This is a genomic window from Burkholderia sp. IT-111MI5 (assembly GCF_949752865.1).
Classification (GTDB): domain Bacteria; phylum Pseudomonadota; class Gammaproteobacteria; order Burkholderiales; family Burkholderiaceae; genus Burkholderia; species Burkholderia pyrrocinia_C.
On record NZ_CATKIF010000022.1, the window covers coordinates 309,386 to 335,877 of the forward strand.

Consider the following 26,492-nt stretch of genomic DNA (forward strand, 5'->3'; position numbering starts at 1 on the left):
GATCGGATCGCCTCTTTTTTTGATCGCGATGATTAAGCGCTTAACCATGTGTGACGGCGCATTAAAACATGGAGCGGAGACAATGGCGAGCATCTCGATGCGGCGCGTGCAGAAAGCCTATGGCGATCACGCGCCGGTCATTCGCGACGTCGATCTGGAGATCGGCGCGCACGAGTTCTGCGTGTTCCTCGGGCCGTCCGGATGCGGCAAGTCGACGCTGCTGCGCATGATTGCCGGGCTCGAGGACCTGAGCGCGGGCGAGCTGTCGATCGACGGCCGCCGCGTCGACGACGTGCCGGCCGCCGAGCGCGGCGTCGCGATGGTGTTCCAGAGCTACGCGCTGTTTCCGCACATGACGGTCTACGAGAACATGGCGTTCGGGCTGAAGCTCGCGCGCGTGCCTAAAGCCGAGATCGACCGGAAGGTGCGCGATGCCGCACGCATCCTGCAGCTCGATACGCTGCTCGAGCGCAAGCCGAAGGCGCTGTCGGGCGGCCAGCGGCAGCGCGTCGCGATCGGCCGCGCGATCGTGCGCGAGCCCGGCGTGTTCCTGTTCGACGAGCCGCTGTCGAATCTCGACGCGGCGCTGCGCGGCCAGACCCGCATCGAGATCGCGCGGCTGCACCGGCAGTTCGAACGCGCGAGCGTCGTCTACGTGACGCACGACCAGACCGAAGCGATGACGCTCGCCGACAAGATCGTGCTGCTGCACGCCGGCGCGGATACCGCGCAGCACGGCAGCATCGCGCAGGTCGGCGCACCGCTCGACCTCTATCACCATCCGGCCAGCCGATTCGTCGCCGGCTTCATCGGCTCGCCGCGCATGAACTTCCTGCCGGCCGTCGTCACCGCATCCGATGCCCGCCGCACGACCGTCACCGTCGCGCTTTCCGGCGAAACCTTCACGCTGCCGCGCGACGGCTCCGCGCTCCACGCCGGCGCAACCGTGACGCTCGGCATTCGCCCCGAGCACCTGACGCTCGGCGCCGCACGCGACGCGACGACGCTCGTGCGCGACGTCGCGCTCGTCGAACGCCTGGGCGAACAAACCTACGTGCATCTCGACCAGCCCGGCGGCACGCCGCTGATCGCGAAGTTGCCCGGCGACGCGCAGGTGCACAGCGGCGAACGCGTGCCCGTGCATGCGCCGGCCGCGGCCTGCCATCTCTTCACCGAAGACGGCCGCGCGTTGCCCGCGTGTGCCGACGTCAACGTCCATCACTACGCTTAAGGATCGCGTATGCGCCTCGGAGTCTGCTATTACCCGGAACACTGGCCGGAATCGATGTGGGCGAACGATGCCCGCCGGATGAAAGCGCTCGGCATCGAGCAGGTGCGGATCGCCGAATTCGCATGGAGCCGCATCGAGCCGTCGCCGGGCGAATACGACTGGGGCTGGCTCGACCGCGCGGTCGACGTGCTCGGCGCGGCCGGCCTCGAGATCGTGATGTGCACGCCGACCGCGACGCCGCCGAAATGGCTGGTCGACCGTCATCCCGACATCCTCGCGATCGGCGCGGACGGCCGGCCGCGCGCGTTCGGTTCGCGCCGCCACTACGACTTCTCGTCGCCGACCTATCTCGAAGCGTCGCGCCAGATCTGCACGGCGGTCGCCGAACGCTACGGCCGCCACCCGGCCGTGCGCTACTGGCAGACCGACAACGAGCTGGGTTGCCACCAGACGGTCGTCAGCTACTCGCCGGCCGCGCTCGTGCGCTTTCGCGAATGGCTGAAGGCGCGCTACGGCACGATCGGCGCGCTGAACCGCGCGTGGGGCACCGTGTTCTGGAGCATGGAGTATCGCAACTTCGACGAAGTCGATGCGCCCGTCGGCACCGTGACCGAGGCCCATCCGTCGCATCGCCTCGACTACCGGCGCTTCGCGTCCGACGAAGTCGCGCGCTATCACCGGATGCAGGTCGACGTGATCCGCGCGCACTCGCCGGGCCGGCCCGTCGCGCACAACTTCATGCAGCTGTTCACCGAGTTCGACCACTACGAGGTGGCGCGCGACCTCGACATCGCGACGTGGGACAGCTATCCGCTCGGCGCACTCGAGGAGCAATGGTTCGCGCCCGACGTGAAGGCGCGCTGGCTGCGCACCGGCCATCCCGATTTCGCGTCGTTCAATCACGACGTGTATCGCGGCATGTCGAAGCTGCCGTTCTGGGTGATGGAGCAGCAGCCGGGGCCCGTGAACTGGGCGCATTGGAACCCCGCGCCGCTGCCGGGCATGGTGCGCCTGTGGAGCTGGGAGGCGTTCGCGCACGGCGCCGGCTGCGTGTCGTACTTCCGCTGGCGGCAGGCGCCGTTCGCGCAGGAGCAGATGCATGCGGGCCTGCACACGCCGGACGACCAGCTCGACGAAGGCGGCCGCGAAGCGCAACGCGTCGCGCGCGAGATCGCGGCGGTGCACGACGCAGGCGCGGATGCGGACGCTCCGGTGCGCGCGCCCGTCGCGCTGATCTACGACTACGAGGCGAAGTGGCTGTTCGAGGTGCAGCCGCAAGGCGCCGATTTCCACTACCCGCGCTTCGCGTTCGAGTACTACTCGGCGCTGCGCTCGCTCGGCTTCGACGTCGACGTGGTCTCCGTGCATGCGCCGCTCGACGGCTATCGGCTCGTGGTCGTGCCGCCGCTGCCGATCGTGCCGGACGATTTCGCGGCGCGGCTCGCCGCATCGGGCGCACATGCCGTGTTCGGGCCGCGCACCGGCTCGAAGACCGTCGATCTGCAGATTCCGCCGGCGCTGCCGCCCGGCCCGCTCGCGTCGATCCTGCCGATCCGCGTGTGGCGCGTCGAATCGCTGCGGCCGAACGTGACCGAACGGATCGACGGCACGCTGCGCGACGGCTCGCCGCTCGCGGGCGATGCGCGCCACTGGCGCGACTTCGTCGAGCTGCACGACGACACGCGCAGCGTCGTGTGTGCACGCTTCGCCGACGGTCATCCGGCCTGCGTGTCGCATGGCGCGCTGCACTACTGGGCCGCACTGTTCGACGACGCGACCACCGCGCGACTGTTCGCCGATGTCGCGGCCGAAGCGGGCCTCGCGCCGACGCCGCTCGGCGACGGCGTGCGCGTGAGCCGGCGCGGCGGCCTGACCTACGTATTCAACTATGGAAGCACGCCGCACACGATCGACGCGGTGCCGCCGTCCGCGTTCGTGCTCGGCGCCGCGCAGGTCGAGCCGCAAGGCGTCGCCGTGTATCGAAGCCGTTCGTAGCACCCGCCACCGGCGCCGCGACGCGCCGGTCACGCACAACGACACCCAGGACTGGAGACAACCATGACACATCGCCCCCTTCGCGCCGCCGCCCGGCTCGCCGCGGCCGCCGCCATCGCGTTCGCTTCGTTCGGTGCCGCCGCGCCGGCGAGCGCCGGCACGCTGACCATCAACATCGCGTTCAAGGGCGCCAGCCAGCGCGCGGTCTGGCAATCGACGCTCGACGCGTTCCACAAGGCGCATCCCGACATCGACGTGAAGGCGACCTTCGTCGACGAGGAAGCGTACAAGGTGCAGCTCCCCGCGTGGCTCACGACCGTCGCGCCGGACGTCGTGAACTGGCACGCGGGCGAGCGGATGGCGTACTACGCGAAGCGCGGGCTGTTCGAGGACCTGAGCGGCGACTGGACGAAGAACGGCTGGGGTGCGATGTACGCGTCGACGCGCGACGCATCGTCGTATAACGGCAAGCAGTACGCGGCGCCGACCGTCTATTACTCGTGGGGGCTGTTCTACCGCAAGGACCTGTTCCGTAAGGTCGGCATCGCCGACGAGCCGAAGACCTGGGACCAGTTTCTCGATGCGTGCAAGAAGCTGAAGGCGGCCGGCATCACGCCGGTCGCGCTCGGCGGCCGCGACGCGTGGACGCTCGCCGGCTGGTTCGACTATCTCGACCTGCGCGTGAACGGCAACGCGTTCCACCAGCAGTTGATGGCCGGCGACGTGCCGTACACCGACCCGCGCGTGAAGAAGGTCTACACGACGTGGAAATCGCTGATCGATGCCGGCTACTTCATCGACAACGCGCTGTCCTACGATCTCGACGGCGCGCAGCCGTTCCTGTTCCAGGGCAAGGCCGCGATGATGCTGATGGGCACCTTCATCGCGGCGGGTTTCCCGCCGAACGTGAAACAGGAAATGGGCTACTACCGCTTCCCGATCATCGACCCGAAGGTGCCGACCGCCGAGGACGGCCCGGTCGAATCGCTGCACATCCCGACGAAAGCGAAGAACAAGGCCGACGCGCACACGTTCCTCGCCTTCGTGGAAACGCCCGAGATGGGCGCGAAGCTCGCGGAGGGCCTCGGCTCGCTGTCGGCCAACAGCAAGTCGCCCGAGCCGGCCGATCCGATCTCGCGCATCGGCTTCCGAATCCTCGCCGACACGAAGGGCGGCGTCGCGCAGTTCTACGATCGCGACATGACGAAGGAAATGGCCGACGAGGGGATGAAGGGCATGCAGCAGTTCCTGGCCGATCCCGCGCAGCTCGATACGGTGCTTGCGCAGCTCGAACAGACCCGCAAGCGGATCTACAAGAAGTGACCGCGTGACCCAGCCGGCGGCCCTGTGCCGCCGCGTCAGTACAGGAGGCTTGCCGTGTCCAGTCCGATCACGTCCACCCCGCCCGCCGGCGCCGCGCCGCCGCCGCGCGGGGCATCCGCCGCCGCGCTGCCCGCGCGCCGCCCGTCGCCTGCCGTGCGGCGGCAACGGCGCGCCGCGTGGCTCTTTCTCGCGCCGGCCTGCGCAATGGTTGCCGTCTATGTGATCTGGCCGATCCTGTCGACGCTGTCGCTGAGCCTGTACAACTGGGACGGGATGACCGAGCGCAGCTTCGTCGGGCTCGCGAACTACGTCGAACTGCTGCACGCGCCGACGTTCTACACCGCGCTGCGCAACAACGTGATCTGGCTCGCGCTGTTCATGCTCGCGCCGCCGCTCGGCCTCGCGCTCGCGCTGTATTTGAACCAGGCGGTCGGCGGCATCCGGCTCGTGAAATCGCTGTTCTTCGCGCCGTTCGTGCTGTCCGGCGTGGTCGTCGGCCTGATCTTCTCGTGGTTCTACGATCCGACCTTCGGGTTGCTCGCGCTGCTCGCCGGGCACGGCATCCCGGTGCTCGGCGATGCGCGCTACGCGACGCTCGGCATCGTATTCGCCGCGCTGTGGCCGCAAACGGCGTACTGCATGATCCTGTACCTGACCGGCCTCACGTCGGTCAACCCGGAACAGATCGAGGCGGCGCGGATGGAAGGTGCGCGCGGCTTCGCGCTGCTGTGGCACGTCGTGCTGCCGCAACTGCGGCCGACCACCTTCATGGCGATCGTCGTCACGGTGATCGGCGCGCTGCGCAGCTTCGACCTGATCTCGGTAATGACGAGCGGCGGCCCGTTCGAGAGCTCGACCGTGCTTGCGTATTACATGTACGACCAGGCGATCAAGTACTACCGGCTTGGTTATTCCGCGTCGATCGCGGTCGTGCTGTTCGCGATCATGCTCGTCTACATCGTGTTCCAGTTGCGCCGCATGCTGCGCAACGAGCAATAACCCGACCGGTGGCCATCATGTTTCCGACTCCCGTTGCCCAATGGAAGCCCGTCTCGCGCCGGCTGTACAAGCTGTCGCTGCCCGTCGCGCTGCTGATCTGGCTGCTGCCGATGATTGCGGTGTTCGTCACGTCGGTGCGCTCGACCGAGGAACTGGTCGAAGGGCACTACTGGGGCTGGCCGCGACACTTCGCGATGGTCGAGAACTATCGCGACGCGCTGACGACGTCGCCTATGCTGCATTACTTCTGGAACAGCGTGCAGATCACCGTGCCGTCCGTGCTCGGCTCGATCGCGCTCGCGTCGATGGCCGGCTTCGCGCTCGCGACCTACCGGTTTCGCGGCAATGCCGCGCTGTTCGGCACGTTCGTCGCCGGCAACTTCGTGCCGGTGCAGGTGCTGATGATTCCGGTGCGCGACCTGTCGCTCCGGCTCGGCGTGTTCAATACCGTCGAAGCGCTGATCCTGTTCCACGTCGCGTTCCAGACCGGCTTCTGCACGCTGTTCCTGCGCAACTTCATCAAGCAGCTGCCGTTCGAGCTGATCGAGGCCGCACGCATCGAGGGCGCGGGCGAATGGACGGTGTTCTGGCGGATCGTGCTGCCGCTGATCCGGCCTGCGTTGGCTGCGCTGGCGATTCTCGTGTTCACGTTCGTGTGGAACGATTACTTCTGGGCACTGTGCCTCACGCAAGGTGACGAAGCCGCGCCGATCACCGCGGGCGTCGCGGCGCTGAAGGGGCAATGGACGACGTCGTGGAACCTCGTGTCGGCCGGCTCGATCCTCGCCGCGCTGCCTTCTGTCGCGATGTTCTTCGCGATGCAGAAGCATTTCGTCGCGGGGCTCACGTTCGGCGCGACGAAAGGCTGAACGCGCGCCGCTCGCGTTTTCGTATCTCCCCCTCCGCATCGTGAGGTTGCCCGCTTCGGCGGGCTTTTTTTCGACTGCGTGACGCCAGGCGGACTGAGCCCAATAGCCAAAATTTATCCCCAACACGCATCAGACAGCGTAAACTCCAACCTATCAAAATGATAGGTGTGCGATTGGGGCAACCATCCAAACGACAGCTCGAGAAGCACATCCGGGTATGTGCGGCCGTTTCAGCGAACATCGTGTTCGTCGGCCATGCACGCGACCGGATGCGGCAGCGGAAGATCAACGATCCGATGGTGCTGGAAACGCTGCGCAAGGGCGTCATCGTGAACGAGCCTGAACCGGACATGCGGGCATCGGGCCTGCGCTGTGTGATGGAGCGATATGTATCGGGCGTCAATGTCGGCGTGGCCGTACTCGTGGATCATCCCGCTCCTCACCTCACGGTGATCACCGTGATGGAAGTCACCAAACGCTGAATTGACGCACCAAGGGGCTGATATGTATCACTACACCGACGGTGGCCTGAAAAATGTATGGCTGGCGAACGGATATACGCTGCACAAGACACCCTATGGCGATGGCGTGTCCATCAACGATCTGGACGGACTCTGCACCGCGATCTGTCTCGCGCTCGCGAAAAAACCCGCTCCGCTCACCGGCGTCGAGTTTCGGTATGTGCGCAGTGCCGGCCTGATGCAATCGCAGAGCGGACTGGCCAAGCTGCTCGGCAACAACGAGCAGGCGGTCGCCCGCTGGGAGAAGTCGGGCAAAGTGCCGCGCTGGGCCGACAAACTGGTTCGCCTGCTGTACCTCGCACACGCGGACGGCAATGTTCCTATCGCATCGGCAATCGAGCGCATCAACGCGATCGAGCGCGCTGAAAAGCAGCGAATCGTGCTGAAAGAAGCCAAGTCAGGCTGGGCATCCAGGCTCGAAGCTCAGGACGATGCCGACTGCACGGCAACCTGATCGCCGGACAAGAACCAACGCGCCTAAGTCCACCCTTCAAGCCGCAACGTCGAACGCACGAGCCGCTGCTCCTCCTGCTCGATCTCGCGCAGATACTCGACGCACTGGCGGATATGTTCGCTCGCGGCCTTGCGCGCCTGCTCGGGCAGCCGCCCCGTGACCGCGTTGTAGAGTCGCGCATGCTGCCGGTCGATCTGCTTCTTCAGCGGCTCGCGGTGATAGAGGTTGTTCACCGACGCGAACACCGAACTGAGCAGCAGGTCGGTCAGCGACTGCAGCGTGTTGACGAGCACGGGGTTGTGCGACGCCTCGCAGATCGCGAGATGGAACGCGTGGTCGAGCTTCGCGCGCGCGGCGGGATCGAGATCCTGCGCGTCGGCCGCCGTCATTTCGTCGTAGCGGCGCTTGATCAGGATGAAATCGGCCGACGTGCCGCGCAACGCGGCGAGCCGCGCGGCCTCGGCCTCGAGCATCCCGCGCACCTCGAACAGGTCGTACAGCGTGCGCGGCTGCGAGCCGAGCAGATGCATCATCGGCGTGATTTCGCGCTGCGGGGTCAGGCTCGCGACGAACGAACCCTTGCCGTGCATCGTGTCGATGATCCCGCGCGCGTGCAGCAGCTTCATTCCTTCGCGCACGGCCGTGCGCGATACGCCGAGCTTCTCGGTCAGCCGCCGTTCGGACGGCAGCGCCTGCCCGGCCTTCAGCACGCCGTCGACGATCAGCTTCTCGATCCGCTCGGCGACGACGTCGGCCACGCGCCGCGCCGGCCCCTCTCGATCCTGCATTTCCATACTGGTACGACCACTTTGGACGAATATCCCCTATTTTCGCACGAACCCTTTCCATGATTCGGTTTTCCGGTTCTCCGCGTGACAGCTTCCGGGTGCCTTTATAAAAACTGGTACGACCACATGGAAGACGTCTGGACAGGTGCGCCTGGCCCGCCAAGAATCCCGTCCATCCGGCGTGTCGCGCATCGCGCGGCCGCCCGCATGGTGGAGACGGAGACAGACCGATGAGTTTCATCTACGACGAACGGATCGACGGCCCGCTGGCGACCGTCGGCCGCGACACGCTCGTCGCCGCGCTGCACGCGGCGGCGCCCGGCCTCGACGTGCTGCACGAACGCGAGGCGCTCAAGCCGTTCGAATGCGACGGCCTCGCCGCGTACCGCACGGTGCCGCTCGCGGTCGTACTGCCCGACACGGTCGAGCAGGTGCGCGCGGTGCTGCGCGTCGCGGCCGCACACGGCGTGCCGGTGGTGGCGCGCGGCGCGGGCACGGGGCTGTCGGGCGGCGCGATGCCGCTCGAAAAAGGCATCCTGCTCGTGATGGCGAAGTTCAACCGGATTCTCGACATCGACCCCGACGCCGGCATCGCGCGCGTGCAGCCCGGCGTGCGCAACCTCGCGATCTCGCAGGCGGCCGCGCCGCACGGCCTCTACTACGCGCCCGATCCGTCGTCGCAGATCGCGTGCTCGATCGGCGGCAACGTGGCCGAAAACGCGGGCGGCGTGCACTGCCTGAAATACGGGCTCACGGTGCACAACATCCTGAAGGTCCAGATCCTGACGATCGACGGCGACACGCTCACGCTCGGCGCCGACGCGCTCGACGCACCGGGCTTCGACCTGCTTGCGCTGTTCACCGGCTCCGAAGGCATGCTCGGCATCGTCACGGAAGTGACCGTGAAGCTGCTGCCGAAACCGCCGTGCGTGAAGGTACTGATGGCGAGCTTCGACGACGTCGCCGAGGCGGGCGCGGCGGTCGCGCGGATCATCGGCGCGGGCGTGATTCCCGGCGGCCTCGAGATGATGGACAACCTCGCGATCCGCGCGGCCGAGGATTTCATCCACGCGGGCTACCCGGTCGATGCGCAGGCGATCCTGCTGTGCGAGCTCGACGGCGCGGCGAGCGACGTCGACGAGGATGCAGAACGCGTCGCCGCGCTGCTGCGCGACGCGGGCGCAACCGAAATCCGCGTCGCGCGCGACGAGGCCGAGCGGCAGCGCTTCTGGGCCGGCCGCAAGAACGCGTTCCCCGCGGTCGGCCGCATGTCGCCCGACTACTACTGCATGGACGGCACGATCCCGCGCCGCGAGCTGCCGCGCGTGCTCGAAGGGATCGCCGCGCTGTCTGCCGAATACGGGCTGCCGGTCGCGAACGTGTTCCACGCGGGCGACGGCAACATGCACCCGCTGATCCTGTTCGACGCGAACCGGCCCGGCGAGCTCGACCGCGCGGAAGCGCTCGGCGGCCGAATCCTCGAGCTGTGCGTCGCGGCGGGCGGCAGCATCACCGGCGAGCACGGCGTCGGACGCGAGAAGATCAACCAGATGTGCGTGCAGTTCAACGCCGACGAAATCACGTTCTTCCACGCGGTGAAGGCCGCATTCGATCCGCAGGGGCTGCTCAATCCCGGCAAGAACATCCCGACGCTGCACCGCTGCGCCGAATTCGGTGCGATGCACGTCCATCACGGCAAGCTGCCGTTTCCCGAACTGGAGCGCTTCTGATGCGACGCGAAATCGAATCGATCGACGACAGCGCAGCGCTCGTCGCCCAGGTCGACGCCGCGATCCACGACCGCCAGCCGCTGCACATCCGCGGCGCCGGCACGAAGGCCTTTCTCGGCCGCCCCGTCGAAGGCCGCACGCTCGACGTGCGCACGCATCGCGGCGTCGTCGCGTACGACCCGACCGAGCTCGTCGTCACCGCGCGCGCGGGCACGCCGCTCGCCGATCTCGAAGCGATGCTCGACTCGGCCGGCCAGATGCTGCCCTGCGAGCCGCCCGCGTTCGGCGGCGCGGCAACGGTCGGCGGGATGTTCGCGGCGGCGCTGTCGGGGCCGCGCCGCCCGTGGGCCGGCGCGGTGCGCGACTTCGTGCTCGGCTGCCGCGTGATCACCGGCCACGCGAAGCACCTGCGCTTCGGCGGCGAGGTGATGAAGAACGTCGCGGGCTACGACGTGTCGCGTCTGCTCGCCGGCAGCTTCGGCTGTCTCGGCGTCGTGACCGAGGTGTCGCTGAAGGTGCTGCCGAAGCCGCGCGCGACGGGCGATCTCGCGTTGCCGCTCGCTGCCGGCGAAGCCGTGCAGCGCGTCGCCGCGTGGCGGCGCGCGGGGCTGCCGCTCGCGGGCGCGTGCCACGCGGACGGCATGCTGCGCGTGCGGATCGAAGGCGGCGAGGGCTCGGTGAAGGCCGCGCGCGACACGATCGGCGGCGACCGGATGGACGACGCCGGCGACGCGTTCTGGGCACGGTTGCGCGATCTCGCGCTGCCGTTCTTCGACGATCCGCGCCCGCTGTGGCGCGTGTCGGTGCCGGCCGCCGCACCGCTCGGCGCGTTGCCCGGCGCATTGCTCGCCGACTGGGGCGGCGCGCAGCGCTGGCTGAAGAGCGACGCCGCGCCGGCCGACGTGCAGCGGCTCGCCGCGCAATGGGGCGGCCACGCGACCTGCTTCACGCCGGGCACGACGCACGAGCCGTTCCAGCCGCTGCCGGGCGCGCTGCTGCGCGTGCACCGGCAACTCAAGGCGCAACTCGACCCGCACGCGATCTTCAATCCCGGGCGCCTGTACGCCGACCTCTGACCTTCGAAGCGACCCGCCGATGCAAACCAATCTCAGCGAAGCAAGCAAGACCCTCGCCCGGGCCGACGAAGCGGAAGCGATCCTGCGCGCGTGCGTGCACTGCGGCTTCTGCAATGCGACCTGCCCGACCTACCAGATGCTCGGCAACGAGCTCGACGGGCCGCGCGGCCGCATCTACCTGATCAAGCAACTGCTCGAAGGCGAGCCGTGCGGCGAGCGCACGCAGCGGCATCTCGACCGCTGCCTGACCTGCCGCAACTGCGAGACGACCTGCCCGTCCGGCGTGCGCTATCACACGCTGCTCGACATCGGCCGCGCGGAAGCCGAGAAGCGCGCGCAGCGGCCCGCGCGCGAGCGCCTGCTGCGCGCGGGGCTGCGTCACGTGGTACCGCGCCCGGCGACGTTCGCCGCGTTATTGAAGGCCGGCCGCGCGCTGCGCCCGCTGCTGCCCGGCGCACTGCAGGACAAGATCCCGGCCGCCGTGCCCGCGGCCGCGCCGCGCCCGGCCGTGCGTCATGCGCGGCGCGTGCTGATGCTCGAAGGCTGCGTGCAGCCCGCGCTGTCGCCGAACACCAATGCGGCCGCCGCGCGCGTGCTCGACCGGCTCGGCATCAGCGTGAGCCCGGCGCGCGAGGCCGGCTGCTGCGGCGCGACCGAATATCACCTGAACGCGCAGGACGCCGGCCTCGCCCGCGCACGCCGCAACATCGACGCGTGGTGGCCCGCGATCGAAGCCGGCGCGGAAGCGATCGTGCTGACGGCGAGCGGCTGCGGCGCGTTCGTCAAGGAATACGGCGACCTGCTGCGCTCCGACCCCGTCTATGCGGAGAAGGCGCGCCGCGTCGGCGCGCTCGCGCGCGATCTCGCCGAGGTGATCGCGGCCGAGCCGCTCGACGCGCTGGCCGATACGACGCCACGCCGCGTCGCGGTCCATTGCCCGTGCACGCTGCAGCACGCGCAGCGTCTCGGCGGCGCGGTCGAAAGCATCCTGACGCGGCTCGGCTTCGATCTGACGAATGTCGCCGACGGCCACCTGTGCTGCGGCTCGGCCGGCACGTATTCGCTGACGCAGCCCGCACTCGCGACGAAACTGCGCGACAACAGGCTCGATGCGCTGGAAGCCGTGCGGCCGGACCTGATTGTCACGGCCAACGTCGGCTGCCAGACTCACTTGAACAGCGCGGGCCGCACGCCCGTGCGCCACTGGATCGAGCTCGTCGACAACCGACTGATCAACTGACCTGGTTCCGGAGGACATCCATGCAGACGAAACCCGAACTCGAACTCGCCGATGCCGACCGCATGCTCGCCGCCGCCCGCGCGGAAGCGGAACGCCACGGCTGGGCCGTGTCGATCGCCGTCGTCGACGACGGCGGCCACCTGCTCGCGTTCGCGCGGCTGAACGGCGCATCGCCGGCCAGCGCGACCATCGCGCAGGACAAGGCGCGCGCAGCGGCGCTCGGCCGTCGCGAGACGAAGGCTTATGAGGATATGATCAACGGTGGCCGCACCGCGTTTCTCAGCGTGCCGCTGACGGGGTTGCTCGAAGGCGGCGTGCCGGTCACGGTCGGCGGCCGGATTGCGGGCGCGATCGGCGTGTCTGGCGTAAAGTCCGAGCAGGACGCGCAGATCGCCCGCGTCGGCACACAAAGCGTCGCGACATAAAGGAGGGCCTGCTCACGCTAATAACGGGCTTGCGCTGGCCACCAGAAGGGCCGAGCGCAAGGACTGCGACGAAGCGAATACTCGACGTATTCGCAAGGAGCATGACGCAGCGATCGGCCCTTCTGGTGGCCAGCCCCACAAATGGTTTTTTTAAATCACGGGAACGAGCCTTGCCGGCCGCATTGCGGCGTCGCGCGTCGCTTGTTTGGCTCGGCCAAACGGCGCTCCTTGCTCCTTGCACTACGACCGGCAAGGCTCGTTCGCAAGCCCGTTATTAGCGTGAGCAGGCCCTCTAGCCGCGCGCGCATTTTTCCCCGGGAGGATAACGATGATCGACCAAGCAGGACTGCAAGTCGCGCCAGCGCTGAGCCAGTTCATTGAAAACGAAGCACTGCCGGGCACCGGCATCGACAAGGCCGCATTCTGGAGCGGTTTCTCGGCCCTGGTGCACGATCTGGCGCCGCGCAACCGCGAACTGCTCGCGGAACGCGACCGCCTGCAGCAGGAACTCGACACCTGGCACCGCGCGCACCCCGGCCCCGTGCGCGACCACGCCGCTTATCGCGCGTTCCTCGAAAAAATCGGCTACCTCGTGCCGGTCCCGTCGAACGTCGCGGCAGCCACCGCGAACGTCGACAGCGAGATCGCCACGCAGGCCGGCCCGCAGCTCGTCGTGCCGCTGTCGAACGCGCGCTACGCACTGAACGCCGCGAACGCCCGCTGGGGCAGCCTGTACGACGCGCTGTACGGCACCGACGCGCTGCCCGAGGACGGCGGCGCCGAACGCACCGCGACCTACAACCCGACGCGCGGCCAGCGCGTGATCGACTACGCGCGCAACGTGCTCGACAACGCGGCACCGCTCGCGAGCGGCTCGCACGGCGACGCGCTGCGCTATCGCGTGCAGGACGGCCAGCTCGCCGTCGAAACCGCGAAGGGTGTCGTGCATCTCGCACAGCCGGCGCTGTTCGTCGGCTACCAGGGCGCGGCCGGCGCACCGTCCGCGATCCTGCTGAAGCACAACGGCCTGCACATCGAGATCCAGATCGACGCGTCGACGCCGATCGGCCGCGCCGATCTCGCGAACGTGAAGGACGTGGTGCTCGAAGCGGCGGTCAGCACGATCATCGACTGCGAGGATTCGGTCGCGGCGGTCGACGCCGACGACAAGGTCCAGCTCTACCGCAACTGGCTCGGCCTGATGCAGGGCACGCTGGTCGAGGAAGTCGCGAAGGGCGGCAAGAGCTTCACGCGCCGCCTGAACGCCGACCGCGACTACACGACGCCCGACGGCGGCACGCTGTCGCTGCACGGCCGCTCGCTGCTGTTCGTGCGCAACGTCGGCCACCTGATGACCAACGGCGCGGTGCTCGACCGCGACGGCAACGAAATTCCGGAAGGGATCCTCGACGGCGTCGTCACGACGCTGTGCGCGCTGCACGACCTGAAGGCGAAGCGCAACTCGCGCACGGGTTCGATCTACATCGTGAAGCCGAAGATGCACGGCCCGGTCGAAGTCGCGTTCGCCGATACGCTGTTCGCGCGCATCGAGGATCTGTACGGCCTGCCGCGCAACACGCTGAAGATGGGCATCATGGACGAGGAGCGCCGCACCAGCGTGAACCTCGCCGCGTGCATCGCGGCGGCCGCCGCGCGGGTCGCATTCATCAACACCGGCTTCCTCGACCGCACCGGCGACGAGATGCACACCGCAATGGAAGCGGGCCCGATGATCCGCAAGGGCGACATGAAGTCGTCGGCCTGGATCACGTCGTACGAGCGCAACAACGTGCTCGCGGGCCTGTCGGCCGGCCTGCGCGGCCGCGCGCAGATCGGCAAGGGCATGTGGGCGATGCCGGACCTGATGCACGCGATGCTCGAGCAGAAGATCGCGCATCCGCGCGCGGGTGCGAACACCGCGTGGGTGCCGTCGCCGACCGCCGCGACGCTGCACGCGCTGCACTACCACCTCGTCGACGTGCAGGCCGTCCAGCAAGCGCTCGAAAAGACGCCGTACGCGAGCGAGCGCGACGCGCTGCTCGAAGGCCTGCTGACCGTGCCGGTCGTCGAGCGTGCCGAATGGAGCGAAGACGAGATCCTGAGCGAGGTCGAGAACAACGCGCAGGGCATCCTCGGCTACGTCGTGCGCTGGGTCGAACAGGGCGTCGGCTGCTCGAAGGTGCCCGACATCCATGACGTCGGCCTGATGGAAGACCGCGCGACGCTGCGCATTTCGAGCCAGCACATCGCGAACTGGCTGCGCCACGGCGTGATCACCGAGGCCTTCGTGCTCGACGTGTTCAAGCGGATGGCGCGCGTCGTCGACCAGCAGAACGCCGGCGACCCGAACTATCGCCCGATGGCGCCCGGCTACGACCAGTCGACCGCGTTCAAGGCCGCGTGCGCGCTCGCGCTGCAGGGCACGTCGCAGCCGAGCGGCTATACCGAGCCGCTGCTGCACCGGTTCCGGCTCGCGTTCAAGGCGCAACAGCACGGCGCCTGAGCATGCGCAGGCGGGCCAGTCCCGCATGCCGGCTCCGCGAAACGGGCGGCCCTCATCGCCGCCCGTTTTTTCATTTTTACGTTCGCGCGACCGTTGAAACCGTATGTTGAAACCGATAATCGGAACATATCGCGCGCTTTCAAGTTTCGCGTGCGCCGGCCGTTAATCCACCCGAATCGGCGGCCGTACGCCGCACGCTTGCACCCGCCACGCGCCAAAACCTTGCGCAGTAACGCTCTGCCCAATATTTGCAAGCCCGGGATTTCACGATAATTTGACCCCGATCAACGGGTCGCAACATTTTCCGCGCACGCGAATGCGCGCGTTATACTCCGTTGAATCCGCGCCGCCCGATTCGTCGGATCGTCGAATCGCGGCAGATGCCGCCAATGAATACGTGATTTGCCGATATATCTGGCCGCGATTACCGATAATCGGTGTCCATTTTCTCCGCCGGGGCGGGAAGAAGGCGCCGGAAGGCGCCGCACACCGTATCGCTGCCGACACGTCATACGAACAATCGCATCGGCCCGCCGCCTGGCGACGATGCCCATCGATCCACGGACCATGGCAGAAACCGACTACGCAATGCCCAGCGAATCCGGCCGGACAAGCCGTGTCGCCGCTCATCTGCGCCGGTTCCTGCTGCCGCACCTGATCTTCTATACGGGGCTGCTGATCGCGCTGGTCCTGCTGCTCCTGTGCGGGATCCTGCTGTACGAAGGCCGCATCGACGCGCGCGACCGCTCGCGCACGATGCAGCAGAACCTCGCGCTGATGGCGTCGTGGGACATCGAGCGCAACATCGAGATCTATTCGCTGTCGCTGCAGGCCGTCGTCGACGGCGCGAACGACCCCGCGGTCACTGCGCTGCCGATGCCGCTGCGCCGCCAGGTGCTGTTCGACCGCGCGACGACGGCCAAGTACCTCGGCGGCATCTACGTGCTCGACGCAAAGGGCGACATCGAGGTCGACGGCAAGAGCGACGTGCCGCGCAAGGTCAACTTCGGCGACGAGCCGTATTTCACCATCCACCGCGACCACCCCGACGTCGGCCTGTACGTGAGCAACCCGTACCATTCGCGGCTGCGCGGCGGCTCGCCGAGCATCGCGCTCAGCCGGCGAATCACGAAGCCCGACGGGTCGTTCGGCGGCGTCGCGGTGATGTCGATCCGGCTCGAATATTTCCAGAACCTGTTCTCGCGCCTGTCGCTCGGCGACCGCGGCTCGGTCGCGCTGATCAACACGCGCGGCCTGATGCTCGCGCGCGAACCGTACGACCCGAAGATCGTCGGCCGCGACATCAGCCGCGCCAGCACGTTCCGGCATTTCATGACCGCCAGCGAAGGCAGCTTCGCCGACACCGCGACGATCGACGGCGTGCGGCGCCTGTACGTGTTCCGGCACCTCGATCACCTGCCGCTCATCGTCATGGTCGCGCGCTCGGAAGCGGACACCTACGCCGCGTGGTACGACCGTGCGATTCCGATCGGCTCCGCGATGGTCGCGCTCGCGATCGGCTTCGTCGGCCTGTCGCTGCTGCTCGACGTGCAGCTGCGCAAGCGTCATCGCGCGGAAACCGAGCTGCAGGCGCTCGCGCGCACCGACGGCCTCACGGGCCTCGACAACCGCCGGATGCTCGACGTCACGCTCGCGCGCGAATGGCGCCGCGCCGCGCGCTCGCAGCATGCGCTGTCGCTGCTGTTCATCGACGTCGATTACTTCAAGCACTACAACGACACGCAGGGCCACCAGGCCGGCGACGACGCGCTCGCCGCGGTCGGCCATTGCATCGGCGGCTGCCTGCGCCGCCCGGCCGACTATGCGGCGCGCTACGGCGGCGAGGAGTTCGTCGTGGTGCTGCCCGACGTCGACACCGACGGCGCGGTGACGATCGCCGAGACGATCCGCACGGGCATCCTCGATCTCGGCATCCGGCACGACGCCGGCACGGCCGGCCGCCTGACGGTGAGCATCGGCGTGACGACGAGCTATCCCGAACTCGACGACGACATGCAGGCCGCGCTGAAGCTCGCCGACGATGCGCTGTATCGCGCGAAGGAAGGCGGGCGCAACCGCATCGTCGTCCTGACGGCCGCGTCTCCCGACAATCTCGAGTCGCGGCGGGCCTGAGCGCCCGGACCCCCGAGCCGCGGCGGGGCGGCCGCCCGGTCGCAGCCGCCCGCGTGCAAAATCGTCGACAATGTCGGCTCGATACGCCGCCGCGCCGCCGCGCGGCTGACGCGCCCGGCCGGTTTGCGCCGGGTCGCGGCCGCCTCGCACCACCATGAGACTCAAGGCAAAGATCTTCCTTCTGGCCATCGTGCCGTTCCTGCTCGCGATCGCCGGCATCGGCTTCGGCGTGCGCCAGCAGGCGACGTCGCTCGCGCGCACGCAGCACGCGACGATCCAGGCCGCGTACCTGTCGAGCAAGGAAGTCGAGCTGAAGCACTACGTCGAGCTCGCGACGAGCGCGATCATGCCGCTCTACGACGCGAGCGGCCGCAATGCGCGCGACGACGCGCTGCTGCGCACGCAGGCGCTCGCGATGCTGCAGAAGATGGATTTCGGGCCCGACGGCTACTTCTTCGTGTACGACCTGCACGGCAATTCGCTGATGCATCCGCGCGAACCCGAGCGCGTCGGTCACAACTTCTGGTCGATGCGCGATCCGCAGGGCGCGCTGACGATCCAGGAACTGATCGGCGCGGCGTCGCACGGCGGCGGCTACGTTCGCTACGCATGGCAGCGGCCGTCGACGGGCCGCGTCGCGCCGAAGCTCGGCTACGTCGTCGCGCTCGAACGCTGGGGCTGGATGGTCGGCACGGGCATCTATCTCGACGACGTCGACACCGCGCTGCAGCGCATCGACGCGCGCGCGTCCGCGAACATCGAGCGCACGATGAGCTGGCTCACCGCGATCGCGCTCACCGGCGCGGCGGCGATCGCCGTGTGCGCGCTGGTGCTGAACGTCAGCGAGTCGCGCAGCGCCGACGCGAAGCTCAAGCTGCTCGCGCAGCGCGTCGTCGAATCGCAGGAGCAGGAGCGCGCGCGGCTGTCGCGCGAACTGCACGACGGGATCAGCCAGATGATGGTGTCCGCGAAGCTGATGCTCGAATCCGCGCTCGCGCGCTTCGAACGCGGCACGTCGCGCGTGCCCGAGGCCGAGCAGGCGCTCGTGTCGGGCGTCGGGCGGCTCGGCGACACGCTGCGCGAAGTGCGGCGCATCTCGCATGCACTGCGTCCGTCGATGCTCGACGATCTCGGGCTCGCGGCCGCGCTCGAGCAGCTCGTCCGCGAGCTCGGCGCCGAAAGCGGCATCGACATCGGCTACACACAGGTCGCGCACAGCGGCACGCGGCCGCTGCCCGCGGCCGTCAACACCGCGCTGTTCCGGATCGCGCAGGAAGCGCTCAGCAACATCGTGCATCATGCGCAGGCGACGCGCGCGGCCGTCACGCTCGACGTCGGCGCGTTATCCGTCACGCTGACCATCGCCGACAACGGCTGCGGCTTCGACGCCGAACGTTCGCAAGCCGACGTGCGCCGCGGCATCGGCCTGCGCAACATGCGCGAGCGCCTCGACGCGCTCGGCGGCATGCTGACGATCACGTCGCAGGTCGGCCACACGATCGTCGCCGCGCGCGTGCCGCTGCGCAGCGCCGCGTGACGATGCGCCCCATAACAGGAGACCTTTGACGCATGAGCGCCCCCGACACCGCCCGGCCCGCCGCCCGACTGCTGCTCGTCGACGATCACCCGCTCGTGCGCGACGGCTTGCGGATGCGGCTCGAAGCGGCCGACCTGTCGGTGGTCGGCGAAGCCGGCAACGCCGACGAGGCGCTCGCGCTCGCCGCGTCGCTCGAACCCGATCTCGCGCTGATGGACGTCGGCATGAACGGGATGAACGGCATCACGCTCGCGGGCGTGTTCCACGAGCGCTTTCCCGGCATCCGCGTGCTGATGCTGTCGATGCACGACAACCTCGAATACGTGACGCAGGCCGTGCGTGCCGGCGCGAGCGGCTACCTGCTGAAGGATTCGCCCGCGAGCGAGATCGTCCGCGCCATCGGCGCCGTGCTGGCCGGCCAGACGTTCTTCAGCGAAGGGCTCGCCGCGCGGATGATCCACGCGAGCGCGACAGCGTCGCCGCTCGATCGCCTGACGCCGCGCGAACGCGACATTCTCGATGCGCTGGCCGAGGGGTTGTCGAGCAAGCAGATCGCGCAGCAGACGGGGCTGTCGGTGCGCACGGTCGAAACGCACCGGCTCAATCTGAAGCGCAAGCTCGAGATCGAAGGGCAGGCCGAGCTGATCAAGTTCGCGGTCGAGCATCGGCGGCGGTAGGGCAGCGCGCCGACGGCGTCGGTGCCTCGCAATTCGTCGTCCAAATTTCATACTCGTCCAATCGACCTCTCCCCGGGTCGATGGAATCCTTTCGCTTGCCACGGCGAGCGACATGTTCACGCGGCACGCGGTATCGCCGACGTGGGTTGGCGACCGGAACCGGGGAGAGAAATCATGATGCGCCGTATCGCGGTTGTCGGCGACGCGCTGGAGACCGGAGGAAGCATTCTCGCCTATGCGGGACCGGCATTCAAATTCGGCCGTACCGGCCACCAGGTTGCACTGATCGGCGGGCTCGCGTTCTGCGATGTATGTCAAAGCACCGGGCCGATTGCCAAGACCGGCGGGCCACGGCGCCTCAGATTCATGGGTGAAACAGCCGCCGACGGAGACATCGTCTTGTGCGGCTGCCCGACACCGCCACGCATCAAGGCGACGCTCGCCGGCGAATCATGGTGTGACGACATGGCGGAAACATCCGGCGCAGTTGCCTCCGCGAAGAATCGGGAAGGGCGCGTTGTGTCGGTCATCGCAGGCACTTATGACGAATCCGTTCACGCGGTTGGGAGTGGCGCGTCGGCGGGCTATCCGTACGTTATCGAAACGTCGGACGGACGCATCCACTCGGGCCAACTCGACGATCGCGGGTATTTGCCTCGCATTCACACCGCAGACGAGGATGAATACGTTGTCTACTGGGGCGACGAAGCCCTCGCAAGATTGAGCGGGGACGCGTAATGCCGAACGGAAAGACAACCGTCAAGACGACCGCCGTGCCGAAATCGCACAAGGAGGTCGAGTTGAAGTCCGTGACTTTTTCCGAACTCTGGAACAACTATGCTCACGGAAACCCGTACGATGATCCAAACGGGCAGTACCGGAACCAATGCGCGATCCGGATGAGCGTGACACTGCACAACGTCGGCATCGAGATGAAGTCGTTTTCGCAGAAGCGGATTCGACCGATGCCGGGCAAACCGACGCTGGGACGCCTCCTGATCGGCGGTAAGCCGACGGCCACACGCGCATACGAGTTCGCCGAGTGGTTGAAGCTGCGTCCGATAGCAGGACTGCCTGCTCCGGAAAACGTGACGAGTGCCGATTGGGAAAACAAGGTCAGAGGTCGAACCGGTATCATTTTCTTCTTCGGATACTGGCAACAACAGGGAGACGCTGCCAACGACTTAAGCGGCGGACATATCGACCTCTGGAATGGCTCGCGTCTCCCGGTATCCAGTACGAGAGGTCTCTTCGCCTCGATAGGCCGACGAATCGGAATATCCAGTCTGCAGATTCCTCTCACGGACGTCGGCTATTCCGATCTGGCAAAATCGAAAACCATCCTTTTCTGGGAGATCAGGTGAAGCGCACTGGATTCTCGCTTGCGTACTGGATCGCAGGCCTGATCACGACTTGGTTCGCACTCTGGATTGGAAGCCGGATCGATTGGCAGATTCATACCGGTTTGCGGCTGCCGTTCGGTCAGGATGATTGCCATGAAATCGATCTCTGCTCACCGCCGTGGCCGATTACCGTTCTGCTCATCGGGTTTCTGATCGGACCATCGCTTGCATTCGCTTTTGCAGGCTGGAGAATCGGCCGCCACCGCACTACGCCACAAGAAGTGGCGTCTTCCTTGGTCACCTTGGCTATCCCTACGATGCTGATCTATATCGCATCATATGTGATTCGATAACTCGATTGCATGAGCGCTGGAAGGCGTGCGACATCGCTTCATGATCCTCAACCCGCGTCTCCAATTGACGATCGTTGTCGTTATAGCAAGCTCATTTGCAGGCGGCGTCTTGGCGACGTTGATCTGTTGGGGGGCACTCTACGCTTACGGAGCATTCGTACTGCATGGCAAGGGCAGTCTCTTCGATACAAGTCCCGAAATCGCGCATGCATTCTTCGTCGGATGGGGTGGGCTGACTGCCATCTTCTCGGCAATCGCCGCGATTATCGCGATGCGTATGAGAGATTGATCGGCCACGATCATTCCGACCGTGAATGCGTCGTACACGACACCGAGGCAACACCCAGCTGTCGACTGTCTTCACGCCGCATCACCAGCATCACCGCAACCGCAATACTCAGGATTCCAGAGCACCCCATCGCGATCGCGATCTACGCGGGCGTGCACGGCGCGACCAATCACATCATCGCGGCGCCGCAGACGGATCGCGCCGCGTTCATCGACGCCGTCGTCGGCGATTGCCTGAGGACGCTCGGCGTCGGCGCGTGACGTACACGGCACGCAACGAAAAAGAGCGCCCGAGGGCGCCCTTCATGTATCCATGCATCCGGACTGCGGACCGCGCAGCGGCCGTCAGTTCGTCCGCGAATTGTGCTTCTGCAGATACGCGATCAGCCCGTCGATCCCGCCCGACGCGAGCTGGCTCTTGAACTGGCCCTGGTAGACCTGGATCAGCCACGCGCCCGACATGTCGATGTCGTAGATCTTCCAGTCGTTGCCGACCTTGCCGAGCCGATAGCCGACCGACTGGCTGTCGCCCGGCGTCGTCACCGTCGACTGCACGAGCGCGTCGGCGCCCGACGCGCCGCCGGCCTTGAACGAGAACTTCGCGTCCTGGCTGCCGAGCTGCGCGAGCGACGCGGCGTAGGTGCGCGTCATCAGCAGCCGGAACTGCTTGTACAGCTCCTGCTGCTGTTGCGGCGTCGCCTGCTTCCACGCGTCGCCGACGGCGATGCGGGTCGTGCGCTCGAAGTTGGTCGCGGGCAGGAAACGCTGCTCGACGACCTGCGTGACCTTCGCCATGTCGCCGCCGCGGGCGGCCGGATCGGCCTTCATCGCGGTAACGGTGCCCTCGACCGCATTGCGGACGATATCGACCGGCGCGCTCTGCGCGAAAGCGGAAACCGACACGGCGGCGGCCGCGACGAAAGCAAACAGATGACGTTTCATACGAATATTCGCGCTCAATGGGAAAAAACGACCGGCTCCTTGCATCGGCCGGTGGGGCAAAGTATACCGGGCCCGACGCCCGGTTGCCGCGCCGTGACCGACTGTTACCTTTCAGCTTCATTTGTCACAGGCGCCGGCGACGGCACGGCGATGCAGCTCAGCGCCGATTATGTAAATATCCCCTTACAAAGCAGCGGGCCACCGGCATCGATTCCGCCGCCGCGAACAAATCTCCTTCCCGCCCCGAAACCCGCAACGTCACGTCCTTCGCCGCGCCGCGCCGGTATACTTGGCTACTTTGCCCTAGCCAGCCGCTCCCCACCGCCACATGGTGACATCTCTCATCGTCCGACTCGTTGCGTGGTCGGTGCGCCGTCCCGTCTGGGTCGTCGTCCTGTCGCTCGTCATCGCTGCCCTCAGCGGTGTCTACGTCGCGCAGCATTTCAAGATCAACACCGACATCAGCAAGCTCGTCGATGCGGAACCGCAATGGGCTGCGCTCGGCCAGGCCGTCGATAAAGCGTTCCCGCAACGCAACGGCACGATCCTCGCGGTCGTCGAAGCGCCCGCGCCCGAATTCGCGAATGCCGCCGCGCATGCGCTGACCGAAGCGCTGCAGAAGCAGGCCGAAGCCGGCCGCATCGGCCAGGTCGCCGAGCCCGGCGGCGGGCCGTTCTTCGAGCACAACGGGCTGCTGTTCCTGTCGCCGCAGGAAGTCTCCGATACGACGTCGCAGCTCGCGAGCGCGCGCCCGCTCGTCAACGAACTCGCGAAGAACCCGAGCCTCACCGGGCTCGCGACGACGCTGGCCACCACGCTCGGCCAGCCGCTGCTGACCGGCCAGGTGAAATTGCCCGCGATGGCGAAGCTGCTCGCGCGCAGCGCCGCGACGGTCGACGACGTGCTGGCCGGCAAGCCGGCCGCGTTCTCGTGGCGCGCGCTGGTCGACAGCGATTCGGCGCGGCAGCCCGCGCGTGCATTCGTCACCGTGCAGCCCGTGGTCAACTACGGCGCGCTGAAGGCCGGCGCGGAAACCAGCCAGGTGATTCGCGAAGCTGCCCGTTCGCTCGACCTCGAAAAGCGCTACGGCGCGGCCGTGCGCCTGACCGGCGAACAGCCGCTCGCCGACGACGAATTCGCATCGGTCGAGGACGGCGCGGCGCTCAACGGCGTGCTCACGCTGCTCGCCGTGCTCGTCATCCTGTGGCTTGCGCTGCGCTCGAAGCGGATGATCGGCTCGGTGCTCGTCACGCTGTTCGTCGGCCTCGTCGTAACCGCCGCGCTCGGCCTCGCGATGGTCGGCTCGCTGAACATGATCTCGGTCGCGTTCATGGTGCTGTTCGTCGGCCTCGGCGTCGATTTCTCGATCCAGTACGGCGTGAAGTACCGCGAGGAACGCTTCCGCGACCAGCGCATCGATCACGCGCTGATCGGCGCCGCGCACTCGATGGGCATGCCGCTCGCGCTGGCCACCGCGGCCGTCGCGGCGAGCTTCTTCTCGTTCATCCCCACCGCCTATCGCGGCGTGTCCGAGCTCGGCCTGATCGCGGGCGTCGGGATGTTCGTCGCACTGCTGACCACGCTCACGCTGCTGCCCGCGCTGCTGCGCCTGTTCGCGCCGCCGGGCGAATCGAAGACGCCGGGCTTCCCGTGGCTCGCGCCGGTCGACGATTTCCTCGATCGCCATCGCAAGCCGATCCTGATCGGCACGCTCGCGGTCGTGATCGGCGCGCTGCCGCTGCTCGCGTTCCTGCGCTTCGACTTCAACCCGCTGCACCTGAAGGATCCGAACAGCGAATCGATGGCGACGCTGCTCGCGCTGAAGGATTCGCCCGAAGCAGCCGTCAACGACGTCACGCTGCTCGCGCCGTCGCTCGCCGAAGCCGATGCGGCCGCGAAGCGTCTCGACGCGCTGCCCGAAGTCGGCCGCACGACAACGCTGTCGACCTTCATTCCCGCCGACCAGCCGGCCAAGCGCGCGGCGATCGCCGCGGCCGCGAGCGACCTGCTGCCCGCGCTGACGCAGCCGGCCGCGCCGCCCGCGACCGACGCGCAGCGCGTCGCCGCGCTCAAGCGCGTGTCGGATCTGCTCGGCTATGCGGCGGAAGATCACCCGGGCCCGGGCGCGGCCGCCGCGCAACACCTGTCCGCGTCGCTCGCGAAGCTTGCCGCCGCCGACAGCGCGACGCGCGACCGCGCCGAGCGCGCATTCTCCGATACGCTGCGCATCGCGCTGAACCAGCTCGCCGCGCTGCTGCAGCCGCAGGACATCACGCGCGAATCGCTGCCGCCGCCGCTCGTGCGCGACTGGGTCGCGCCGGACGGCCACGCGCTCGTGCAGATCTCGCCAAAGGTGCCGAAGGGCGTCGACCCGAACGACGACACGATGCTGCGCCGTTTCGCGCAGACCGTGAAGGCCGCGGAACCGGGCGCGACCGGCGGGCCGATCTCGATCCTGCATTCGGCCGACACGATCATCAACGCGTTCCTGCATGCGGCGCTGTGGTCGATCATTTCGATCACGATCCTGCTGTGGGTCACGCTGCGCCGCTTCGGCGACGTGCTGCGCACGCTGGTGCCGCTGCTCGTGTCGGGTGTCGTGACGCTCGAGATGTGCGTCGTGCTCGGCATGTCGCTCAACTTCGCGAACATCATCGCGCTGCCGCTGATGCTCGGCGTCGGCGTCGCGTTCAAGGTGTATTTCGTGATGGCGTGGCGCGCGGGGCAGACGGGATTGCTGCACTCGAGCCTCACGCATGCGGTGCTGTTCAGCGCCGCGACGACGGCGACCGCATTCGGCAGCCTGTGGCTGTCGCACCACCCGGGCACGTCGAGCATGGGCAAGCTGCTCGCGCTGGCACTGACCTGCACGCTGATCGGCGCCGTGGTGTTCCAGCCCGTCCTGATGGGCAAACCGCGCGTCAAACGCGCCAAGAACCAATCGCAAGGAATCAATGAATAAGGTGCGAATCATCGCGGCGACCGTCGCCGCCAGCGCGATGCTGACCGGCTGCGCGACGGGACCGAACCGCAATCCCAACGACCCGTTCGAGCCGATGAACCGGACGATGTACAAGATCAACGACACCGTCGATTCCAACATCGCCGTGCCGATCGCGAAGGGTTACCAGAAGATCACGCCGACGCCCGTGCGCACCGCGATCAGCAACTTCTTCTCGAACCTCGGCGATCTCGGCAACATGGCGAACAACCTGCTGCAGTTGCGCATCACCGATGCGACGCAGGATCTGATGCGCGTGACGATGAACTCGCTGTTCGGCGTCGCCGGCCTGATCGACATCGCGACGCCGGCCGGGCTGCCGAAGCATCACCAGGATTTCGGCCTGACGCTCGCGCGCTGGGGCGTGCCGTCCGGCCCGTACCTCGTGCTGCCCGTGTTCGGGCCGAGCACGATCCGCGACGGCGTCGGCCGTGCGGTGGACGTGCGCTTCAACCTGCTCAACTACATCGAGCCGGCCGCGCGCAACCCGATGTACATCGCGCAGTTCATCAGCGCGCGTTCGGACCTGCTCGGCGCGACCGACCTGCTGAAGCAGGCCGCGCTCGATCCGTATTCGTTCGTGCGCGACGCATACCTGCAGCAGCGCAAGTCGCTGACGTATCGCAGCCAGTCGTCGTCGGCCACACTGCCGAACTACAGCGAGCCGGGCGAATCGGGCGCCGTGCCGGCCGCGACGCCGGCCGTGCCGGGGCTGCCGAACTACGAGGATCCGGGCGCATCGGATGGCGCATCGGGCGCCGCGCCGAACAACGCGCCGGCCGCGCCGGGGTTGCCGCAGTACGACGATCCGGGTGCGGACAATGCGATGCCCGCGAGTGCACCTGCTGCGGCGCCGGCAGCGGCATCGTCGAACTCCGCGTCGACGCCGGCGCCGGCCGCCGACGTCACGCCGGCCGCGCCGGCAATGCCCGCAAGCAGTCCGGCCGCGCAGTAACGCTGCAACGGCGACCGCCGCAAAGACAAAGGGCGCTGCATCATGCAGCGCTCTTTTTTTGTTCGCTAAAAACGAGAGAGAGAAGGGAAAGAGAAATGCGGCGCGCGCC

Annotated in this window: 24 protein-coding genes; 22 read left to right on the forward strand and 2 right to left on the reverse strand. The window is 67.4% G+C overall.

Translation table 11 applies throughout. The annotated features are described in order from the left end of the window. Window positions 1-82: 82 nt before the first annotated feature. From ACM6JT_RS19740 to ACM6JT_RS19770, 7 genes are all read left to right on the forward strand, one after another. Window positions 83-1,231, forward strand: coding sequence for an ABC transporter ATP-binding protein (locus ACM6JT_RS19740; protein ID WP_414857099.1), 1,149 nt, complete (start codon window positions 83-85; stop codon window positions 1,229-1,231). 9 nt (window positions 1,232-1,240) lie between these two features. Next, entirely contained in the window at window positions 1,241-3,226 is a 1,986-nt protein-coding gene (locus ACM6JT_RS19745; protein WP_414857100.1) for a beta-galactosidase, read from the forward strand. A 63-nt stretch (window positions 3,227-3,289) separates the two neighbouring features. After that, entirely contained in the window at window positions 3,290-4,549 is a 1,260-nt protein-coding gene (locus tag ACM6JT_RS19750) for an ABC transporter substrate-binding protein (protein ID WP_414857101.1), read from the forward strand. A 54-nt stretch (window positions 4,550-4,603) separates the two neighbouring features. Next, window positions 4,604-5,548 (forward strand): carbohydrate ABC transporter permease, encoded by a 945-nt coding sequence (locus ACM6JT_RS19755; protein ID WP_034181538.1) that lies wholly within the window; start codon window positions 4,604-4,606, stop codon window positions 5,546-5,548. 17 nt (window positions 5,549-5,565) lie between these two features. Next, window positions 5,566-6,417 (forward strand): carbohydrate ABC transporter permease, encoded by an 852-nt coding sequence (locus ACM6JT_RS19760; protein WP_034181814.1) that lies wholly within the window; start codon window positions 5,566-5,568, stop codon window positions 6,415-6,417. A gap of 242 nt (window positions 6,418-6,659) precedes the next feature. Then, window positions 6,660-6,899: a DUF4258 domain-containing protein gene (locus ACM6JT_RS19765; RefSeq protein ID WP_414857102.1), complete on the forward strand. Its 240-nt coding sequence runs from the start codon at window positions 6,660-6,662 to the stop codon at window positions 6,897-6,899. Between the two features lie 22 nt (window positions 6,900-6,921). After that, a complete protein-coding gene (locus ACM6JT_RS19770) occupies window positions 6,922-7,392 on the forward strand; it encodes a hypothetical protein (RefSeq protein WP_131946696.1) in 471 nt (156 codons plus the stop codon). A 23-nt stretch (window positions 7,393-7,415) separates the two neighbouring features. Here the strand turns inward: ACM6JT_RS19770 and glcC are convergent, their stop codons facing one another. Then, window positions 7,416-8,186, reverse strand: coding sequence for a transcriptional regulator GlcC (gene glcC / locus ACM6JT_RS19775; RefSeq protein WP_034181533.1), 771 nt, complete (start codon window positions 8,184-8,186; stop codon window positions 7,416-7,418). 224 nt (window positions 8,187-8,410) lie between these two features. On the opposite strand from glcC, the gene glcD reads away from it, so the two are divergent. The 13 genes from glcD (at window position 8,411) to ACM6JT_RS19840 (ending at window position 21,746) form a co-directional block, all read left to right on the forward strand. Next, on the forward strand, window positions 8,411-9,910 hold the full coding sequence (gene glcD, locus ACM6JT_RS19780; RefSeq protein WP_414857103.1) for a glycolate oxidase subunit GlcD: 1,500 nt from the start codon (window positions 8,411-8,413) through the stop codon (window positions 9,908-9,910). Further along, window positions 9,910-10,986 (forward strand): glycolate oxidase subunit GlcE, encoded by a 1,077-nt coding sequence (gene glcE / locus ACM6JT_RS19785; protein WP_414857104.1) that lies wholly within the window; start codon window positions 9,910-9,912, stop codon window positions 10,984-10,986. The genes glcD and glcE overlap by 1 nt, the downstream gene beginning before the upstream one ends. A gap of 19 nt (window positions 10,987-11,005) precedes the next feature. After that, window positions 11,006-12,226 (forward strand): glycolate oxidase subunit GlcF, encoded by a 1,221-nt coding sequence (gene glcF, locus ACM6JT_RS19790; protein ID WP_414857105.1) that lies wholly within the window; start codon window positions 11,006-11,008, stop codon window positions 12,224-12,226. A gap of 20 nt (window positions 12,227-12,246) precedes the next feature. Continuing rightward, on the forward strand, window positions 12,247-12,651 hold the full coding sequence (locus ACM6JT_RS19795) for a GlcG/HbpS family heme-binding protein (RefSeq protein WP_105390632.1): 405 nt from the start codon (window positions 12,247-12,249) through the stop codon (window positions 12,649-12,651). Between the two features lie 328 nt (window positions 12,652-12,979). Then, the gene (locus tag ACM6JT_RS19800) at window positions 12,980-15,154 is read left to right on the forward strand and encodes a malate synthase G (protein ID WP_414857106.1); all 2,175 of its coding nucleotides are present in this window, start codon (window positions 12,980-12,982) and stop codon (window positions 15,152-15,154) included. A 567-nt stretch (window positions 15,155-15,721) separates the two neighbouring features. Then, window positions 15,722-17,287 carry a sensor domain-containing diguanylate cyclase gene (locus ACM6JT_RS19805; RefSeq protein ID WP_034181527.1) on the forward strand — a complete coding sequence of 522 codons (1,566 nt, stop codon included), beginning with the start codon at window positions 15,722-15,724 and terminating at the stop codon, window positions 17,285-17,287. A 154-nt stretch (window positions 17,288-17,441) separates the two neighbouring features. Beyond that, window positions 17,442-18,824 carry a cache domain-containing protein gene (locus tag ACM6JT_RS19810; RefSeq protein WP_414857107.1) on the forward strand — a complete coding sequence of 461 codons (1,383 nt, stop codon included), beginning with the start codon at window positions 17,442-17,444 and terminating at the stop codon, window positions 18,822-18,824. 32 nt (window positions 18,825-18,856) lie between these two features. After that, entirely contained in the window at window positions 18,857-19,501 is a 645-nt protein-coding gene (locus tag ACM6JT_RS19815) for a response regulator (protein ID WP_034181525.1), read from the forward strand. Between the two features lie 174 nt (window positions 19,502-19,675). Beyond that, entirely contained in the window at window positions 19,676-20,239 is a 564-nt protein-coding gene (locus tag ACM6JT_RS19820) for a PAAR domain-containing protein (protein ID WP_131946198.1), read from the forward strand. Continuing rightward, window positions 20,239-20,865, forward strand: a complete 627-nt coding sequence (locus tag ACM6JT_RS19825) for a type VI secretion system amidase effector protein Tae4 (RefSeq protein WP_131946199.1) — start codon at window positions 20,239-20,241, stop codon at window positions 20,863-20,865. Before ACM6JT_RS19820 ends, ACM6JT_RS19825 begins: the two co-directional genes overlap by 1 nt. Beyond that, window positions 20,862-21,197, forward strand: coding sequence for a hypothetical protein (locus tag ACM6JT_RS19830; protein WP_131946200.1), 336 nt, complete (start codon window positions 20,862-20,864; stop codon window positions 21,195-21,197). The genes ACM6JT_RS19825 and ACM6JT_RS19830 overlap by 4 nt, the downstream gene beginning before the upstream one ends. A gap of 40 nt (window positions 21,198-21,237) precedes the next feature. Continuing rightward, window positions 21,238-21,486 (forward strand): hypothetical protein, encoded by a 249-nt coding sequence (locus ACM6JT_RS19835; RefSeq protein ID WP_131946201.1) that lies wholly within the window; start codon window positions 21,238-21,240, stop codon window positions 21,484-21,486. Continuing rightward, window positions 21,483-21,746 (forward strand): hypothetical protein, encoded by a 264-nt coding sequence (locus ACM6JT_RS19840; RefSeq protein ID WP_243712208.1) that lies wholly within the window; start codon window positions 21,483-21,485, stop codon window positions 21,744-21,746. The genes ACM6JT_RS19835 and ACM6JT_RS19840 overlap by 4 nt, the downstream gene beginning before the upstream one ends. An 84-nt stretch (window positions 21,747-21,830) precedes the next feature. Here ACM6JT_RS19840 and ACM6JT_RS19845 read toward each other — a convergent pair whose 3' ends face one another. Then, on the reverse strand, window positions 21,831-22,427 hold the full coding sequence (locus tag ACM6JT_RS19845; protein WP_034181524.1) for a phospholipid-binding protein MlaC: 597 nt from the start codon (window positions 22,425-22,427) through the stop codon (window positions 21,831-21,833). A 328-nt stretch (window positions 22,428-22,755) separates the two neighbouring features. On the opposite strand from ACM6JT_RS19845, the gene ACM6JT_RS19850 reads away from it, so the two are divergent. Both ACM6JT_RS19850 and ACM6JT_RS19855 read left to right on the forward strand, forming a co-directional pair. Then, window positions 22,756-25,389 carry an MMPL family transporter gene (locus ACM6JT_RS19850; protein WP_414857108.1) on the forward strand — a complete coding sequence of 878 codons (2,634 nt, stop codon included), beginning with the start codon at window positions 22,756-22,758 and terminating at the stop codon, window positions 25,387-25,389. Beyond that, window positions 25,382-26,383 carry a VacJ family lipoprotein gene (locus ACM6JT_RS19855; protein WP_414857109.1) on the forward strand — a complete coding sequence of 334 codons (1,002 nt, stop codon included), beginning with the start codon at window positions 25,382-25,384 and terminating at the stop codon, window positions 26,381-26,383. The genes ACM6JT_RS19850 and ACM6JT_RS19855 overlap by 8 nt, the downstream gene beginning before the upstream one ends. Window positions 26,384-26,492: the final 109 nt, after the last annotated feature.

Coding starts and splice junctions, on each gene's coding strand:
- ACM6JT_RS19740 (WP_414857099.1), top strand. CDS start 83: ATGGCGAGCATCTCGATGCGGCGCGTGCAGAAAGCCTATGGCGATCAC.
- ACM6JT_RS19745 (WP_414857100.1), top strand. CDS start 1,241: ATGCGCCTCGGAGTCTGCTATTACCCGGAACACTGGCCGGAATCGATG.
- ACM6JT_RS19750 (WP_414857101.1), top strand. CDS start 3,290: ATGACACATCGCCCCCTTCGCGCCGCCGCCCGGCTCGCCGCGGCCGCC.
- ACM6JT_RS19760 (WP_034181814.1), top strand. CDS start 5,566: ATGTTTCCGACTCCCGTTGCCCAATGGAAGCCCGTCTCGCGCCGGCTG.
- ACM6JT_RS19770 (WP_131946696.1), top strand. CDS start 6,922: ATGTATCACTACACCGACGGTGGCCTGAAAAATGTATGGCTGGCGAAC.
- glcC (WP_034181533.1), bottom strand. CDS start 8,186: ATGGAAATGCAGGATCGAGAGGGGCCGGCGCGGCGCGTGGCCGACGTC.
- glcD (WP_414857103.1), top strand. CDS start 8,411: ATGAGTTTCATCTACGACGAACGGATCGACGGCCCGCTGGCGACCGTC.
- glcE (WP_414857104.1), top strand. CDS start 9,910: ATGCGACGCGAAATCGAATCGATCGACGACAGCGCAGCGCTCGTCGCC.
- glcF (WP_414857105.1), top strand. CDS start 11,006: ATGCAAACCAATCTCAGCGAAGCAAGCAAGACCCTCGCCCGGGCCGAC.
- ACM6JT_RS19795 (WP_105390632.1), top strand. CDS start 12,247: ATGCAGACGAAACCCGAACTCGAACTCGCCGATGCCGACCGCATGCTC.
- ACM6JT_RS19800 (WP_414857106.1), top strand. CDS start 12,980: ATGATCGACCAAGCAGGACTGCAAGTCGCGCCAGCGCTGAGCCAGTTC.
- ACM6JT_RS19805 (WP_034181527.1), top strand. CDS start 15,722: ATGGCAGAAACCGACTACGCAATGCCCAGCGAATCCGGCCGGACAAGC.
- ACM6JT_RS19810 (WP_414857107.1), top strand. CDS start 17,442: ATGAGACTCAAGGCAAAGATCTTCCTTCTGGCCATCGTGCCGTTCCTG.
- ACM6JT_RS19815 (WP_034181525.1), top strand. CDS start 18,857: ATGAGCGCCCCCGACACCGCCCGGCCCGCCGCCCGACTGCTGCTCGTC.
- ACM6JT_RS19820 (WP_131946198.1), top strand. CDS start 19,676: ATGATGCGCCGTATCGCGGTTGTCGGCGACGCGCTGGAGACCGGAGGA.
- ACM6JT_RS19825 (WP_131946199.1), top strand. CDS start 20,239: ATGCCGAACGGAAAGACAACCGTCAAGACGACCGCCGTGCCGAAATCG.
- ACM6JT_RS19835 (WP_131946201.1), top strand. CDS start 21,238: ATGATCCTCAACCCGCGTCTCCAATTGACGATCGTTGTCGTTATAGCA.
- ACM6JT_RS19845 (WP_034181524.1), bottom strand. CDS start 22,427: ATGAAACGTCATCTGTTTGCTTTCGTCGCGGCCGCCGCCGTGTCGGTT.
- ACM6JT_RS19850 (WP_414857108.1), top strand. CDS start 22,756: ATGGTGACATCTCTCATCGTCCGACTCGTTGCGTGGTCGGTGCGCCGT.
- ACM6JT_RS19855 (WP_414857109.1), top strand. CDS start 25,382: ATGAATAAGGTGCGAATCATCGCGGCGACCGTCGCCGCCAGCGCGATG.